Consider the following 13,699-nt stretch of genomic DNA (forward strand, 5'->3'; position numbering starts at 1 on the left):
GTCGTCCCGCGTGCCGGTGCCTCTCAGGCTACCGTCGGCTACGGTTGCAGGGTGAGCGAGAACGAGTCGCCGGCCGCCGAGCCGCGCGAGAAGCAGCCCCGGGCCAAGAAGTCGCAGACCATGAAGGCCGAGACCGCGGCGAAGAAGCTCGGCATCCTGCTCTCCGCCGCGCCCGAGGAGTTCCGCGACCACGCGATCACCCGCGACGAGGTCGACGCGTTGCAGGCCGACCCGCCCGAGTGGCTCGCGACGCTGCGCCGAGAGGGACCGCACCCGCGTCAGGTCGTCGCCGCGAAGCTCGGCGTCTCGAACTCCGGCCTCGCACGCGCGGGCGTCAGCGACGCGCTCACGACGGCCGAGATCAAGGCCCTCCTCGCGGCACCGCCGCAATGGCTCGTCGAGGAGCGCGCGACCCAGGCCGCCGTGCGCGCCGAGAAGCAGCGCGTCGCCGAGCGCGACCGCGAGCGGGCGGCGCGTTCGGCGGAGTAGTTCACGCGGCGTAGCGGTCGCGCAGGAAGCCGGTGAGGTCCGCGAGCTCCGCCTCGGAGACGGAGTGACCGAGGCCCTCGTAGATGCGCGCGTCGACGGTCGCGTGCCCGGGCAGCCAGTCCTGCGTCCGGGCGACGGACGCCGCGGGGATGACCTCGTCGAGGGTGCCGCGACCCCAGAAGACCGGCGGCCGCACCGTCGCGAGCCGGGCGTCGCCGTCGCGCTCGCCGGGCATCGCGAAGCCGGCCAGGATGGCCGCGAACTCGAAGCGCTCGGGTGCGAGGCGCAGGAGCTCGAGGCACAGCGCGCCACCCTGCGAGAAGCCGACGAGACCGACCGGCGTGCCGGGCGCGGCGCGATCGACCCACGCGAGCACCGCTTCGGCGGCTGCCTGCGACTCGGCCTGCTTCGCGGGGGAGTCGTCGTCGATGCGGCCGCGCTCGTCGAAGACCTCGAACCATGCGTAGCCGTACCCTGCGTCGAGCGGCGCGCGCAGCGAGGCGATGACCGGCTGCAGCGGCAGGTAGGGCGCGAGGCCGAACAGGTCGCCCTCGTTCGAGTTGTAGCCGTGGAGCAGCACCAGCAGCGGCCGATCGGCGCGGTCCTCGCCGGCGGCCGACCAGAGCACGGCCTCGTCGTCGATGATCATCGCCCCTCCTCCGGGGAATCGGTCACGTCGGCGTCGCCCGGCGTCACGTCCGCGACCGCCTGCACCGCCTGGTCGGCCTCGGAGACGATCGCGGCGAGGGCGCGTTCGGCCTCGTCGGGCCGGCCCTCGGTGATGGCGAACGCGACCTCCTGGTGGAGCCGGAGCGCCGTCGGGTTCGCCTCGTGCGGCATCAGCGCGTGCTGCGTGCGCCCGCGCAGCACCTCGCCCACGACCGGACCGAGGGCGGCGAGGAACGGGTTGCCCGAGGCATCCAGGACCGCGGCGTGGAACGCGACGTCGTGCTCGAGGTAGGGCGCCTCGTCGGCCTCGCGCGCCCGCTCGGTCATGCCCGTGACGGCGGCGATGAGCGCGGTGCGCTGCGCGGGCGCGGCGTGCTCGGCGGCGAGTCGCGCCGCGAGCGGTTCGACCGCGCTGCGCAGCTGGCTGAGCGCATGCAGGGTCTCGATCCGGTCGGGGCCCGCGAGCCGCCACCTGATGAGCCGGGTGGAGTACGGGTTCCAGCGCTCGGGCGGCAGGATCTCGACGCCGGCGCGCCGGCGCACCTCCACGAGGCCCATCGACTCGAGCACCCGCACCACCTCGCGCAGCGCCGAGCGGGAGGCGCCGAAGCGCTCGGCGATGTCGGTCGTCAGGATGCGCGCGCCGGGGGCGAGCCGGCCGGAGACGATGTCCGCGCCCAGCGACTCGATCACCCGCTCGTGCAGGGCGGACGAACCGTTCGGCGAAGCATCCATCCACTGATTATCGCCGAGGCGTCGCTCGAGTGAAATGCCCGGCGTTATAAGGCGTGCCTTGAAATATGCCCTACATATATGTAGAGTCACCTCACCCAGTCCGCCAGACCGAGGAAGTTCAGGCCAATGTCCACCGTGCTCTCCACCGCTGCAGCGCTCGTCTCCGCCGCCGATCCCGTCGTCCCGACCACCACGGCGCCCGAATGGCAGCTCATCACCGCCGCACTCGTCGGCATCGCCGTCATCGTCGTGCTCATCACCTGGGTGAAGCTGCACCCCTTCATCTCGCTCATGATCGGCGCCATCGTGACCGGCCTCGTGGCCGGCATGACCGCGGTGCAGACGATCCTGAGCTTCACCAACGGCTTCGGCGCGACCATGGGCGGGGTGGGCGTGCTGATCGCGCTCGGCGCGATCTTCGGCAAGCTGCTCGCCGACTCCGGCGGCGCCGACCGCATCGTCGACACCCTCATCGCGCGCTCGAGCGTGCAGGCGCTGCCCTGGGTCATGGGCGGCGTCGGCGCCCTCATCGGCCTCCCGATGTTCTTCGAGGTCGGCCTCGTGCTGCTCGTGCCCGTCATCATCCTCGTCGCGCGCCGTTCGGGGCTGCCGCTCATGCGCATCGCGATCCCCACGCTCGCGGGCCTCTCGGCGATGCACGGCCTCGTGCCGCCGCACCCCGGGCCCCTCGCCGCGATCGACCTCGTCGGCGCCGACCTCGGCCAGACCCTCCTCTTCGGCGTGATCGTCGCGATCCCGGCCGTCATCATCGCCGGCCCGCTGTTCTCGAAACTCGCCGCCCGCTGGGTGAAGGTCCCGGTGCCCGACCTCTTCGTCACCGCGGAGGACCGCGGCGAGGACGTGTCGTCGAAGCCGCGCCCCTCGTTCGGGGCCGCACTCTTCTGCATCCTGCTGCCGGTCGTGCTCATGCTCGCCTCGTCGCTCGCGAACATCGTCGCTCCGACCTCGGGCGACGCGTGGAAGCTCGTCGTCGACTTCCTCGGCAAGCCGGTCATCGCGCTGCTCCTCGCCGTGCTCGTCGGCATGGTCGTGCTCGGCCGCGGCGGCCGCATGGGGCGCGACGAGATCGCCGCCTCGGTCGGCTCGTCGCTGCCTCCGATCGCGGGCATCCTCCTCATCGTCGGCGCCGGCGGCGGCTTCAAGCAGGTGCTCGTCGACTCGACGATCGGGCAGGTCATCGCCGACGCGATCTCGGGCATCGGCGGCTCCCTCGCCGTCGTGCTCGCCCTCGCCTGGCTCGTCGCCGTGCTCATCCGCGTCGCCACCGGCTCGGCGACCGTCGCCACGATCACGGCCGCCGGCATCCTGCAGCCGCTCGTCGCCGACCTCGACCTCTCGGCCGGTGCGACCTCGCTGCTCGTGCTCGCGATCGGATCGGGCTCGGTCTTCCTCTCGCACGTGAACGACGCCGGGTTCTGGCTCATCAAGGAGTACTTCGGCCTCACGATCGGCCAGACCCTGAAGTCGTGGACCGTGCTCGAGTGCCTCATCTCCCTCGTCGGCCTCGCGGGCGTGCTCGCGCTGAGCCCGTTCGTCGCGTGAGCGGGGGAGGACGATCATGAACGACGCGCGCGAGGCCGCCCCCGAGGCATCCCCGATCGAGGTCGAGCACCCGCCAGTGCTCGTCGTCATGGGAGTGTCGGGCAGCGGCAAGACGACCTTCGCCGAGCTCATCGCCGAGCGCCTCGGCTGGGATCTCCAGGAGGGCGACGCCCTGCACCCCGAGGCCAACGTCGCCAAGATGGCGAGCGGCACCCCCCTCACCGACGACGACCGGTGGCCCTGGCTCGATCGCATCGCAGCCTGGATCGACGGGCACCTGGCCGCCGGCGAGCCCGCCGTGATCACGTGCTCGGCGCTCAAGCGGGCCTACCGCGACCGACTGGCGCGGCCGAACGTCGTCTTCGTGCACCTCGAGGGCGCCCGGGAGCTCATCGCGGGAAGGCTCGAGCATCGCACCGGCCACTACATGCCGGCGTCGCTGCTCGGCTCGCAGTTCGAGACGCTCGAACCGCTGGGGCCGGGCGAGCGCGGCATCGTCGTCGACGCGCAGGGCTCCCCAGAAGATGAGGTCGCCCAGACGCTCGCCCGCCTCGGGCTCGGGCGCGACGCGGGCTGAGGCATTCGCGCCGACCGTGCCGGATTCCCCGACGGCTGCGGACATCGTGGGGCAGAATCGGAGGCATGAGCGTGCGCACCCCCGATCCCGACTGGAATCCCGACGACGAACCCGCCGTCCGGCCGCCGGCGAATCCGGGTTGGCTGAGCGATCTCGAGCTCGCCGAGGTGCGCGGCCGGCTGCCCCTGCTCTACGTCGAAGCCGTGCCGGTGCGGGTCGACGGGCTCGGCCAGGTCGGCGAGGTCGGCATGCTCCTGCGGGCGAACGCGCTCGGCGAGATGACGCGCACGCTCGTCTCGGGGCGGGTCATGTACGGCGAGACGATCCGCGACGCGCTCTTCCGCCACCTCGAGAAGGACCTCGGACCGATGGCCTTTCCGCTGCTGCCGGCGAGCCCGGTGCCCGCGGCCGTGGCCGAGTACTTCCCGCTGCCCGGCATCTCGCCGTTCACCGACGAGCGCCAGCACGCGGTCTCGCTCGTGTACGTCGTGCCGGTCACGGGCACGTGCGAGCCACGGCAGGATGCGCTCGAGGTGACCTGGATGACGCCGCAGGAGGCCGTCGCGAAGCCGGTCGCCGACGAGATGGAGGGCGGACGCGGAGTGCTCGTCGCGCAGGCGCTCGCCTCGGTCGGCGCCCTGCACTAGGCGGCAACGGGTGCGGCCGGCGCCGGATCAGGCTCCGGACGGAAGCGCGAGCACGGTGTCGAGGAACAGCCGGGCCACGCGGTCGGCATCGACGTCGAGGGCGACCTCGACCACGGGCCATGGGTCGACGAGTCCGTGCACCACGTCCTCTCCGGCGAACTCGCGCCGGTCGACGAGGGTCTGACCGCGGCCGAGGCCGGCGAGCTCGACCCGGACGGGCCGGCGCTCGGTGCGCAGCGCGGCCGGTTCGACGATGGAGCACACCGCGCCGGCGTCGCCGATGAGGCCCGTGTACTCGGCGTGCTCGTCCTCGCTCAAGGCGATGCGCGAGCCGAGCAGCTCGCCGACGATGCGGCCGACTGAGTGGTCGCCGCGCTCGAGCGCATGCGCCCGGTCGGCGGCGACCGAGACGCGGTTGAACACGTCGAGCCCGTACATGTAGACGGGCACCCCTGCATCGAACACGATCGCGGCGGCCTCGGGGTCGTGCCAGACGTTGAACTCCGCGACCGCGGTGGCGTTGCCGACGCTCGCCGACCCGCCCATGACGACGATGCGCTCGATGCGCCCGGCGACCTCGGGGTGGGTGCGCAGCAGCAGCGCGAGGTTCGTCTGCGGCGCCAGGGCGACGAGCGTCACCGGCTCGGCGCGGTCCATGATCAGGCGGCGGAGCAGTTCGACCGCGTGCTCGGGGCGCGCGGTGCGGCGGGTCGCCGGGAGGACGAGGCCCCCGAGTCCGTCGGCGCCGTGCACGTGCGAGGCCGAGCGCGCCGGTGCGATGAGCGGCCGGTGGGCTCCTGCGGCGACCGGGATGTCTCCCGCTGCCGCGGCATCGAGCACGCGCAGCGTGTTGTCGACGACCTGCTCGAGCGACGCGTTGCCGGCGACGCACGTGATGCCGAGCACGTCGAGATCGGGGTGGGCGACGGCGAACAGGATCGCGAGGGCGTCGTCGACACCGGTGTCGACGTCGAGGATGACGGGAGTGGCCATGATGTCTCGATACGCTCCGACGTCGCTACTCGACCACGAGCGGGTGCATGCTCGACCGGCCGCTCAGCGGACCAGCCGCACCTCGTGGATCTCCTCGCCGAGGAACGGCACGTGCTGGTCGGCACCGTCGGCGGTGAAGCCGTTGCGTTCGTAGAAGCGGTGCGCACGCGGGTTGTCGGAGGCGACCCAGAGGTAGACGGCGTCGTCGCCGACGGCCGCATCGAAGAGCTTCTTGCCGATGCCCGTGCCGTGATACGCGTCGAGCACGTAGATGAAGTAGAGCTCGCGCTCGCGGGGCGGGTTCTCGTCGCGAGCGGGGCCCGACCCGACGAACCCGACGATCTCGCCGTCGACGAGCGCGGCGAACTGCGCGTACTCCTCGCCGCGCGCGGCCATGTGGGTCCAGAGGTCGGCCATGCGCCGGGGCGAGAGCTTCTCGAACGCGGCGGCGCTGATCAGGTGGTCGTACGTCTCGTGCCAGCACGTCGCGTGGACACGGCCGAGCGCCTCGACATCGGAATCGCGGATGGGGCGGACGACGACTTCGGCAACGACTTCGGTGCTCATGCCCCGAGACTAAGCCAGGCCGGGCCAGCCGCGAAATCGAGGGCCGGCCGGCCGATCGGGAACCTTTGCGCGGCATCCGGACATATCAGTGCATGGCACTCTCGCAGCATGCGGTGCGACCCGCGAATGCTCGAACCGTCGTGCGCCCGGTTAGGCTTGGCCGGGCATGGAGCAGGATCGGCGTAGCGACTCGGCGCTCTGGCTCGAAGCGACTTCGGGCACGGAGGCGGCGTTCGGCGTGGTCTACGACCGGTACCGGGCGCGCATCTTCCGCCGCGCGTACGCGCAGGTGCTCAACACCGCCGACGCCGAGGACATCGTGGCGATGGTCTTCCTCGAGGCGTGGCGCCGTCGCCGGAGCGTGCGCTTCGTCGACGGTTCGCTCCTGCCGTGGTTGCTCATCGTGACCACGAACGTCTCGCTCAACATGCGTCGATCGGCCCGCCGGTACGACCGGCTGCTCGCGGCGGTGCCCCGCGGCCCCCACGCCGTCGACCCGAGCCGCGAGGTCGAGGAGCGCATCGACGGCGAACGGATCTCGGGACGGCTGCGCTCGGCCCTGGAACGGCTCACCCTTCCCGAGCGGCGGGTGGTCGACCTCTGCCTCGTCGAGGGGTACCCGCTCTCCGACGCGGCCGCCGCGCTCGACGTGCCGATCGGATCGGTGAAGTCGCGGCTCTCGCGCGCCCGCAAGAAGCTGAAAGAGGCGCTCGGCGAGTCGCCGTGGCCGGAGTCGGGCGTCGCCGGGCCGCCCGAGACGCCCCGCAGCGCGACCGCGTCGGCCGGCGACATGGAGGTGCTCGGATGACCGGACCCGAGATGCGACCCGAGCGCGACGCGGCGATCCGCGCGATGCTCCTCGAGCACGTGCGCGCGGAGCCGGCCGCGCAGGCGCGCCGCCGCCGCAACCGCATCATCGGCTGGGGCGGCCTCGGCGCGCTCGTCGTGGGCGTGGCGGCGACGGCCGGGGCTGTGCTGCTCAGTCCCGAACCGGTGACCGAACCGGGGTACGTGCACTGCATGAGCGCGGCGGAGCGCAACCCCGACGGCACCTACCCGGGCTCGGGCGCGGCCGTCGCGGACGGCGCGAACGGCCTGCCCACCGATCCCATCGAACTGTGCACGCTGATGTGGGAGCAGGGGCTCTTCGAGGACGACTACGACCCGATGGCCGTGAGCCCGTCGCCCGGTCGCGTGCCCGAGCACCTGCAGCTGTGCGTCATGGACGACGGCGCCGCCGCCGTCGTCCCCTCGTCGAACCCCTCGATCTGCGCCGCGCTCGGGCTCGCCGCCCCGGTCGACTGACCGGCGTCAGCCCAGTGAACCGGTCGGGCGGAAGACGAGCGACTTCACGCGGTCGTTGAGCGAGCCGAGCGTCGCGCAGTACGGCGTGCAGTTGGCGCGGGTGCCGCTGTAGCTCGTGGCGGCGTAGGCGGTCGCCCAGCACCCGTTGAGCCCGGTCAGCGAGCTGATCGAGCTGTTCCACCCCGACGAGAGCGACGGGAACCCGAACGTCACGCCGGCGCAGCCGCTCGATCCCCAGAAGGTGAGGCTCGACCCGCCCTTGCTGGCGTCCTTGTAGACCCGGCCGACGGCCACCGATGCGGCGGCGGCCGCCGTGAGCCGGCTGCCGTCGTCGGTGGTCTGCTCGGCGAGGTAGCGGTCGACCTCATCCAGTGACGAGAAGCAGACCGGCTCGGGGGCTTCGGCGCCGGCGCGGTCGGCGGCCGCGACCGCGTCGAGCCCGATCGCGCAGTGCTCCTCGATCGCGGCGGGCTCCTTGGCTGCGGGAGGCGCCGGGTCGATCAGCGTCTCTGCGCCGGCCGGGACGACGGGGATGAGCGCGGTGGCGAACGCCAGCGCGAGGCCCGCGGCGGTGCGGGCGGCGACTCGGAATTGCATGCGGATGCTCCGTTTCCTTCGGGTGGAAAGGCGGCGGGTGGGCGGCCCGCCATACAGGTATGTCCGGACGGCGGGAAAAAGTTCCCCGAATCGGGAACCTTTCGTCCGCATCCGGACATATCAGTGATGAGGGCAGGAGGAACGATGCGTCGCACGAAGAACATGACCACCGCGTTGGTGGCGCTCGCGGTGGCCGGAGCCGCGGCCGTCGGTGTCGCGTTGATCGTCGGCAGCGAGATCGGCCGGACGGTGCTCGGCGTGTGAACTTCGAAGCTGGACCGCTCCTTGGGGGGACGCGGTCCGATCCCGTCGGGGGACGGGACGGCGGGTCGGTGGTCGGGGGACGCCGACCCGCACGGCCGAGGCCCGTGGAGCGGTGACTCCACGGGCCTCGGTTCGTCTTTTGCGCGGTGCGCGGGGTGCGCCCGCGGCTCAGCCCTGCGCGCGGCGGTTCGTGCGCGCGTTGCGATCGGGCGTGACGAGGCTGCCGACGCGGAGCGGCTGCTTGGCGCCCCGGCCGGATGCCTGGCGCTGCGCGCCCGTCGTCTGGGCGCCGCGGCTGTGACCGGAACCCTGCTTCGGAGCGTGCGCCTTCGCCTCGGCCGGACGACCCGAACGGTCGCGGCGGGGCTTGCCCGCGGCATCCCCGTGCTTGGCCGCGTCGCCGCGGCGGCCGGCACCCTCGCCCTGGCGACCGCCCTGCCCGCGGGCGTCGCGCGCTGCGCGCTTGCGCTGGGCGTTGGCACCCTGCGAGCGACCGCCGCCGCCCTGCTGCGGCGCAGCCGTGCGGGGCGCGGGCTTCACGTACGGGGCGACGTCGCCGACGAGCTTCACGACCTCGGGCGAGGTGGGGGTCGCAGGCGCCGGGGTCACCGTGATGGCCGCCTTGCGCAGCAGCTGCTTGAGGTCGTGCAGCTGGCTCGGCATCGCGATCGTCACGACGTCGCCCTCGCTGCCGGCGCGGGCCGTGCGGCCCGAGCGGTGCAGGTACGCCTTGTGCTCCATGGGCGGGTCGACGTGGACGACGAGCTCGATGTCGTCGACGTGCACGCCGCGGGCCGCGACGTCGGTCGCGACCATGACCTTCGCCGAGCCGTCGGAGAAGGCCGCGAGGTTGCGGTCGCGCTGCGGCTGCGACAGGTTGCCGTGCAGGTCGACCGCGGGGATGCCCTGCTCGGTGAGCTTCTTCGCGAGCTTCTTGGCGTGGTGCTTCGTGCGCATGAAGAGGATGCGGCGGCCCATGCCGCTCGCGAGGGTCTTCACGAGCTCGAACTTCGTGTCGGCGTCGTCGGTGAGGAACACGTGATGGGTCATCGCGGCGACGGGCGAGTTCGCCTCGTCGACGGAGTGCAGGACCTCGTTCTGGAGGTAGCGCTTCACGAGCTTGTCGACCCCGTTGTCGAGGGTCGCCGAGAACAGCAGGCGCTGGCCGCCGCGCGGCGTCTTGTCGAGGATGCGGGTGACGACCGGGAGGAAGCCGAGGTCGGCCATGTGGTCGGCCTCGTCGAGCACGGTGATCTCGACGGCGTCGAGGTGCACGTAGCCCTGCTGCATGAGGTCCTCGAGGCGGCCGGGAGCGGCCACGACGATGTCGACGCCCGCGCGGAGCGCCTCGACCTGGCGCTTCTGGTTGATGCCGCCGAAGATCGTCGTCACCTTGAGGTCGTACGCCTCGGCGAACGGCTCGATGGTGCGGGCGATCTGGGTGACGAGCTCACGGGTCGGGGCGAGCACGAGGCCGAGCGGGCGGCCGGCGCGGCGGCCGCCGCCGGCCAGCGTCGTGCCGAGCCGGGCGACGAGCGGGAGCGCGAAGGCGATGGTCTTGCCCGAGCCGGTCTTGCCGCGGCCGAGCACGTCGCGGCCCGCGAGGCTGTCGGGCAGCGAGTCGGCCTGGATCGGGGTGGGGACGGTCTTTCCGTCGGCGGCGAGGGCCGCGACGAGCGGCGCGGGGACGCCGAGGCTTGCGAAGGTGATGTCGGTCACTGGTGCCTTTCGGGGGCATGGCACGGCCGGGCGCATCGCATCCGTCGTTCGACTCGGGGTGCGGTGCTGTGTGGGCCCGGCGGTGGGGAGGTGGCGAAGGCGCCGGTCGGCGCATCCGTTCGCCGTATGAGAGTCATCGGGCGGCTCGAGTTCGAACCCGGCCCGGAAGCGTTTCTACGACGCAGGCGGCGCGATCGTCGCGCGCACCGTGGGCCAGCATAGCGGATGCCTCGTGGCGGATGCTGTGAGGTCGTCGCCGTTCACCGCGGCATCCGCTCGCCCACCGGCACCTCGGCCCTGAGCACGTTGCCCTCCGGCGCGAGCGGGCACGACCACGACGGGTCGTACGCGCACGACGGGTTGTACGCGAAGTTGAAGTCGACGACGAGCGAGTCGCCGTCGGCGCCCGGCCCCAGGTCGGCCCCCTTCACGGTGTCGATCAGGTACCGGCCGCCGCCGAAGGTGCCGCCGGCGGTGCCCGCGAGCGCGTCCTTGACGGGCAGGAAGAGGCCGCCGCCGTACCCGGCGAGCCGCCAGACGTCGAGCGAGCCGAGGTACGGCAGCCGCACCGAGCCGACGAGGGTGAACGGGATCGGGCCGTCGGGTCCGCCGTCGACCGTCAGCCGCACGGGCTCCTCGGGCCGGCGCACCTCGAGCTCGAAGCGCCAGTCGGGGTCGTAGCGGGCGATGTCGAGGCCGGTGAACCGCGCCCGGTCGTCGGGCAGCAGCGGCGATCGAGGATGTCCCGCGAAGAGTTCATCGCGCCCCGATCTCCACAGTTCGTGGCCCGCCGCGGGATCGTGCACGCTCAGGTGCCGGACCCCGGCGTACAGTCCGAACACGCGCCGGCGCCAGTCGGCCAGCTGCAGCGCGCCGATGGAGTCGGTCATGCCCGAACCCCCGATGCGGCCGCGTCGCCGCCGGCGGGCTCGCGGGAGGCCGCGTCGGCGGTCCCGGGCGGGTCGAACGACCAGCCGGGCGCGAGCCGGCGCAGCCGGTGCCCGCGCCACTGCCAGAACGCCCACGTCGGATACCACGCGACCGGATCCCAGGCGCCTGCGCTCGCGAGCAGGCGATCGCGATAGAGGGTGCGGCCGTCGGGCAGTGCCGAGATCGCCATCCGGTGGTCCCAGCGGCCGAAGCGTGCGAGCGGTCCGGTGAGCGCGCCCCCGCTGTCGCGCAGCATCCTGACCCCGGTCGGCAGGCCGCCGGGGAAGCTGATCTCCACGAGTTCTTCGCCCGCTGGGAAGCGGCGGAACGCGAGTGCTCGCACATGATGCCCGCCCTCGGGCCAGACCGTCGGCAGCCCGCCCGGCTCGAGCGAGGCGAGGTCGAGCCAGGGTGCGACGACCTCGCGCAGCACCGCCGGGCTGCGCAGCGCTCGCCACGCCGCGTCGGGCGTGCAGTCGAGCGTGAGTTTGAGGAGCACCCGCATGAGCCGAGCGTAGGTCGGCCGGGTGCCGGTGCCAAGTGCCTCGTCGTGGTGGCGGGCGTCGAGGTCGCGGGAATCGCCGTCAGGTCGCTCATCTAGACTCCGGGCATGCCCACGTGGTTGCCCTCGCTCGTCGTGTTCGGCGCCGCGGCCGTGCTGGCCGTCGTCGCGGTCGTCGCCCTGCGCCGGGCCGCCTCGCGACGCGTCCGTCGCGACGTCGCGGCGGCCGATGAGGCCGAGGTGCGGGCGAAGCAGCTGATCGTGCGGGTCGACGACGCGGTCCGTGACGCCGACCGCGAGATCGCCTACGCCGAGGCGCAGTTCGGAGCCGCGACCGCCCGGGACACGAGGGTCGCGGTCGAGCGCGCCAGGGCGCGACTGCGCGAGGCGTTCCTGCTGCAGCAGCGGCTCGACGACGCCGAACCCGATTCCGCGGTCGACCGCCGTGGCTGGGCCGCCCGCATCGACGACCTCTGCCGATCGGCGCTCGTCGAGCTCGCCGAGGCCGACGGTGCGCTCGCCGTGCGCCGCCGGCGCGAGCGGGGCGCCGGGGCCGAGCTGCCAGCGCTGCGCGACGAGGAGGCCGAGCTGCGTCGCCGCGTCGACGCGTCGGACGGCGTGCTCGCGCGCTTGGCCTCGCGGTACGACGGATCGGCGCTCGGCACCGCTCGCACCGCCGCCGAACGCGCTCGGGCGGCCCACGCCGAAGCGGAGTCGGCGCTCGCCGAGGCCGGTCGCCTCGTCGAGCGCGGTCAGCCCGCTGCCGAGCTGCTCGCCGGGGCTGCCGACGCACTGGATCGGGCCCGTCGCGACCTCGGCGAGCTCGAGGGCGCCGAGGCGGACCTCGCCGCGGCCGGTGGCGACGCCGAGCGGGCCGCCGTCGAGCTCGATCACGACCTCGCCGCCGCCCGCAGCGAACGGGACGCGCTCGACGACGCGGACGCGGCGACGCGACTGGGCGACGCGATCGGCGACGGTGCTGCGGCGCTCGTCGCCCGCGCGGCGTTCGCCCGCGACCCGATGCTCGACCGCGATCGCCTGCGCGCTGCGCGCGACCGGCTCGAGTCCGCCCGTGCGGCCGCCCGTACCGCCCAGGCACGCCTCGACGGGGCGCGCGGTGCGCTCGACGGTGCGATCTCGATCGCCGAGGGCCAGGTCGCGGTCGCGCGCGCCGCGATCGAACGCGGCGGCGGCGCGGTCGGCGCGGCCGCGCGCACCCGGCTCGCAGAGGCCGAGCGGCAACTGCGGAACGCCCGGCAGGAAGCCGACCCGGTCGTCGCCCTCGACGCCGCCCGACGCGCCACCGCACGCGCCACCGACGCCGAGGACCTCGCCAGGTACGACGGCCTCGGCCGGTAGCCTGTCGCGATGACCGATTCGACGTCGCCCTTCGGGCAGGCCAAGTACCAGGTCCGGTTCGACTGGGGCCTCGCGGGCGCCGACCGCATCCTGCCCGGCGCGCACGCGGTCGTCGTCGTCGACGCGCTCTCGTTCACGACCAGCGTGGTCGTCGCGGCCGAGCACGGGGTCGCCGTCGCGCCGTGGCCGGCGGGAACCGAGGCGCGTGCAGGTGCCGAGGCGTTCGCGGCCGAGCGCGGCGGCCTCGTCGCGGGCCGGCGCGGCGCACCCGGCCCGACTCTCTCGCCCGCGAGCTGGGTCGGTGTCGCGGCATCCCCGGTCGTTCTGCCCTCGCCGAACGGCGGCGCGCTCGCGCACGCACTCGGCGCACGCGACGTCGTCGTGATCGCCGCGGCGATGCGCAACCGCAGCGCCGTCGCCGAGCGCCTGCTCGCGCTCCAGGCGGAACGCGGCGAACGGCTCATGATCTCGATCGTCGCCGCCGGCGAACGCGAGGCCGCCGGCGCCGACCTGCGGTTCGGGCTCGAGGACCTGCTCGTCGCGGGTGCCGTCGTCGATGCGCTCGTCGCCCGCGGCATCGACCACACGTCGCCCGAGGCCGCCGTCGCGTGCGCCGCGTTCGAGGGCCTCTCGCGGGCGACGGGGCACCTCGTCAGCGCGTCGGGCAGCGGGGTCCGGTTGCGCGAGCTCGGCTACGCGGGCGACGCACGGCTCGCGGCCGAGCGCGACGTCGCGGACGTCGTGCCGGTACTGCACGACGGCGTGTTCATCGCCGAATAGGAT

The 13,699-nt window shown here is 73.5% G+C and carries 16 protein-coding genes; 8 read left to right on the forward strand and 8 right to left on the reverse strand.

Annotated features, from left to right (window positions below; translation table 11 throughout):
• The first annotated feature begins 120 nt into the window (after positions 1–120).
• Complete coding sequence (locus tag PX701_RS02845; protein ID WP_231432269.1) at positions 121–489, forward strand: DUF5997 family protein; 369 nt, start codon at positions 121–123, stop codon at positions 487–489.
• Between the two features lies 1 nt (position 490).
• On the opposite strand, the gene PX701_RS02850 is transcribed toward PX701_RS02845, so the two are convergent.
• Positions 491–1,138 carry an alpha/beta hydrolase gene (locus tag PX701_RS02850; RefSeq protein WP_231430039.1) on the reverse strand — a complete coding sequence of 216 codons (648 nt, stop codon included), beginning with the start codon at positions 1,136–1,138 and terminating at the stop codon, positions 491–493.
• Positions 1,135–1,893 carry a FadR/GntR family transcriptional regulator gene (locus tag PX701_RS02855; protein ID WP_275505431.1) on the reverse strand — a complete coding sequence of 253 codons (759 nt, stop codon included), beginning with the start codon at positions 1,891–1,893 and terminating at the stop codon, positions 1,135–1,137. Before PX701_RS02855 ends, PX701_RS02850 begins: the two co-directional genes overlap by 4 nt.
• 126 nt (positions 1,894–2,019) lie before the next feature.
• Between PX701_RS02855 and PX701_RS02860 the strand changes: the two genes are divergently transcribed.
• The 3 genes from PX701_RS02860 to PX701_RS02870 all read left to right on the forward strand — a co-directional run bounded on the left by PX701_RS02860 (position 2,020) and on the right by PX701_RS02870 (position 4,680).
• The gene (locus tag PX701_RS02860; RefSeq protein WP_231430041.1) at positions 2,020–3,456 is read left to right on the forward strand and encodes a GntP family permease; all 1,437 of its coding nucleotides are present in this window, start codon (positions 2,020–2,022) and stop codon (positions 3,454–3,456) included.
• A gap of 16 nt (positions 3,457–3,472) precedes the next feature.
• On the forward strand, positions 3,473–4,033 hold the full coding sequence (locus PX701_RS02865) for a gluconokinase (RefSeq protein WP_231430042.1): 561 nt from the start codon (positions 3,473–3,475) through the stop codon (positions 4,031–4,033).
• A gap of 65 nt (positions 4,034–4,098) precedes the next feature.
• A complete protein-coding gene (locus PX701_RS02870) occupies positions 4,099–4,680 on the forward strand; it encodes an NUDIX hydrolase family protein (protein WP_231430043.1) in 582 nt (193 codons plus the stop codon).
• Positions 4,681–4,707: 27 nt separating this feature from the next.
• On the opposite strand, the gene PX701_RS02875 is transcribed toward PX701_RS02870, so the two are convergent.
• Both PX701_RS02875 and PX701_RS02880 read right to left on the reverse strand, forming a co-directional pair.
• A complete protein-coding gene (locus PX701_RS02875; protein WP_275505432.1) occupies positions 4,708–5,673 on the reverse strand; it encodes a nucleoside hydrolase in 966 nt (321 codons plus the stop codon).
• 63 nt (positions 5,674–5,736) lie between these two features.
• Positions 5,737–6,240, reverse strand: coding sequence for a GNAT family N-acetyltransferase (locus PX701_RS02880; protein ID WP_231430045.1), 504 nt, complete (start codon positions 6,238–6,240; stop codon positions 5,737–5,739).
• Between the two features lie 166 nt (positions 6,241–6,406).
• On the opposite strand from PX701_RS02880, the gene PX701_RS02885 reads away from it, so the two are divergent.
• Together PX701_RS02885 and PX701_RS02890 are read left to right on the forward strand one after the other, a co-directional pair.
• Complete coding sequence (locus PX701_RS02885; protein WP_231430046.1) at positions 6,407–7,048, forward strand: RNA polymerase sigma factor; 642 nt, start codon at positions 6,407–6,409, stop codon at positions 7,046–7,048.
• Positions 7,045–7,545: a hypothetical protein gene (locus tag PX701_RS02890; RefSeq protein WP_231430047.1), complete on the forward strand. Its 501-nt coding sequence runs from the start codon at positions 7,045–7,047 to the stop codon at positions 7,543–7,545. The genes PX701_RS02885 and PX701_RS02890 overlap by 4 nt, the downstream gene beginning before the upstream one ends.
• A gap of 6 nt (positions 7,546–7,551) precedes the next feature.
• On the opposite strand, the gene PX701_RS02895 is transcribed toward PX701_RS02890, so the two are convergent.
• From PX701_RS02895 to PX701_RS02910, 4 genes are all read right to left on the reverse strand, one after another.
• Positions 7,552–8,142, reverse strand: coding sequence for a hypothetical protein (locus PX701_RS02895; protein WP_275505433.1), 591 nt, complete (start codon positions 8,140–8,142; stop codon positions 7,552–7,554).
• A 432-nt stretch (positions 8,143–8,574) separates the two neighbouring features.
• Positions 8,575–10,125, reverse strand: coding sequence for a DEAD/DEAH box helicase (locus PX701_RS02900; protein WP_231430049.1), 1,551 nt, complete (start codon positions 10,123–10,125; stop codon positions 8,575–8,577).
• A gap of 260 nt (positions 10,126–10,385) precedes the next feature.
• A complete protein-coding gene (locus tag PX701_RS02905) occupies positions 10,386–11,015 on the reverse strand; it encodes a DUF1684 domain-containing protein (protein WP_231430050.1) in 630 nt (209 codons plus the stop codon).
• Entirely contained in the window at positions 11,012–11,560 is a 549-nt protein-coding gene (locus tag PX701_RS02910; protein ID WP_275505434.1) for a hypothetical protein, read from the reverse strand. The genes PX701_RS02905 and PX701_RS02910 overlap by 4 nt, the downstream gene beginning before the upstream one ends.
• Positions 11,561–11,665: 105 nt before the next feature.
• Here PX701_RS02910 and PX701_RS02915 point away from each other — a divergent pair, with 105 nt between their 5' ends.
• A complete protein-coding gene (locus tag PX701_RS02915) occupies positions 11,666–12,916 on the forward strand; it encodes a coiled-coil domain-containing protein (RefSeq protein WP_275505435.1) in 1,251 nt (416 codons plus the stop codon).
• Between the two features lie 9 nt (positions 12,917–12,925).
• On the forward strand, positions 12,926–13,696 hold the full coding sequence (locus tag PX701_RS02920; RefSeq protein ID WP_275505436.1) for a 2-phosphosulfolactate phosphatase: 771 nt from the start codon (positions 12,926–12,928) through the stop codon (positions 13,694–13,696).
• The last annotated feature ends 3 nt before the right edge of the window (positions 13,697–13,699 follow it).

This window comes from Agromyces chromiiresistens (genome assembly GCF_029167465.1).
Taxonomy (GTDB): Bacteria; Actinomycetota; Actinomycetes; order Actinomycetales; family Microbacteriaceae; genus Agromyces; species Agromyces chromiiresistens.

Excerpts from the sequence above, each read along its gene's own strand:
- PX701_RS02845 (WP_231432269.1), top strand. The coding sequence starts at position 121 with ATGAAGGCCGAGACCGCGGCGAAGAAGCTCGGCATCCTGCTCTCCGCC.
- PX701_RS02850 (WP_231430039.1), bottom strand. The coding sequence starts at position 1,138 with ATGATCATCGACGACGAGGCCGTGCTCTGGTCGGCCGCCGGCGAGGAC.
- PX701_RS02855 (WP_275505431.1), bottom strand. The coding sequence starts at position 1,893 with ATGGATGCTTCGCCGAACGGTTCGTCCGCCCTGCACGAGCGGGTGATC.
- PX701_RS02860 (WP_231430041.1), top strand. The coding sequence starts at position 2,020 with ATGTCCACCGTGCTCTCCACCGCTGCAGCGCTCGTCTCCGCCGCCGAT.
- PX701_RS02865 (WP_231430042.1), top strand. The coding sequence starts at position 3,473 with ATGAACGACGCGCGCGAGGCCGCCCCCGAGGCATCCCCGATCGAGGTC.
- PX701_RS02870 (WP_231430043.1), top strand. The coding sequence starts at position 4,099 with ATGAGCGTGCGCACCCCCGATCCCGACTGGAATCCCGACGACGAACCC.
- PX701_RS02875 (WP_275505432.1), bottom strand. The coding sequence starts at position 5,673 with ATGGCCACTCCCGTCATCCTCGACGTCGACACCGGTGTCGACGACGCC.
- PX701_RS02880 (WP_231430045.1), bottom strand. The coding sequence starts at position 6,240 with ATGAGCACCGAAGTCGTTGCCGAAGTCGTCGTCCGCCCCATCCGCGAT.
- PX701_RS02885 (WP_231430046.1), top strand. The coding sequence starts at position 6,407 with ATGGAGCAGGATCGGCGTAGCGACTCGGCGCTCTGGCTCGAAGCGACT.
- PX701_RS02890 (WP_231430047.1), top strand. The coding sequence starts at position 7,045 with ATGACCGGACCCGAGATGCGACCCGAGCGCGACGCGGCGATCCGCGCG.
- PX701_RS02895 (WP_275505433.1), bottom strand. The coding sequence starts at position 8,142 with ATGCAATTCCGAGTCGCCGCCCGCACCGCCGCGGGCCTCGCGCTGGCG.
- PX701_RS02905 (WP_231430050.1), bottom strand. The coding sequence starts at position 11,015 with ATGACCGACTCCATCGGCGCGCTGCAGCTGGCCGACTGGCGCCGGCGC.
- PX701_RS02910 (WP_275505434.1), bottom strand. The coding sequence starts at position 11,560 with ATGCGGGTGCTCCTCAAACTCACGCTCGACTGCACGCCCGACGCGGCG.
- PX701_RS02915 (WP_275505435.1), top strand. The coding sequence starts at position 11,666 with ATGCCCACGTGGTTGCCCTCGCTCGTCGTGTTCGGCGCCGCGGCCGTG.
- PX701_RS02920 (WP_275505436.1), top strand. The coding sequence starts at position 12,926 with ATGACCGATTCGACGTCGCCCTTCGGGCAGGCCAAGTACCAGGTCCGG.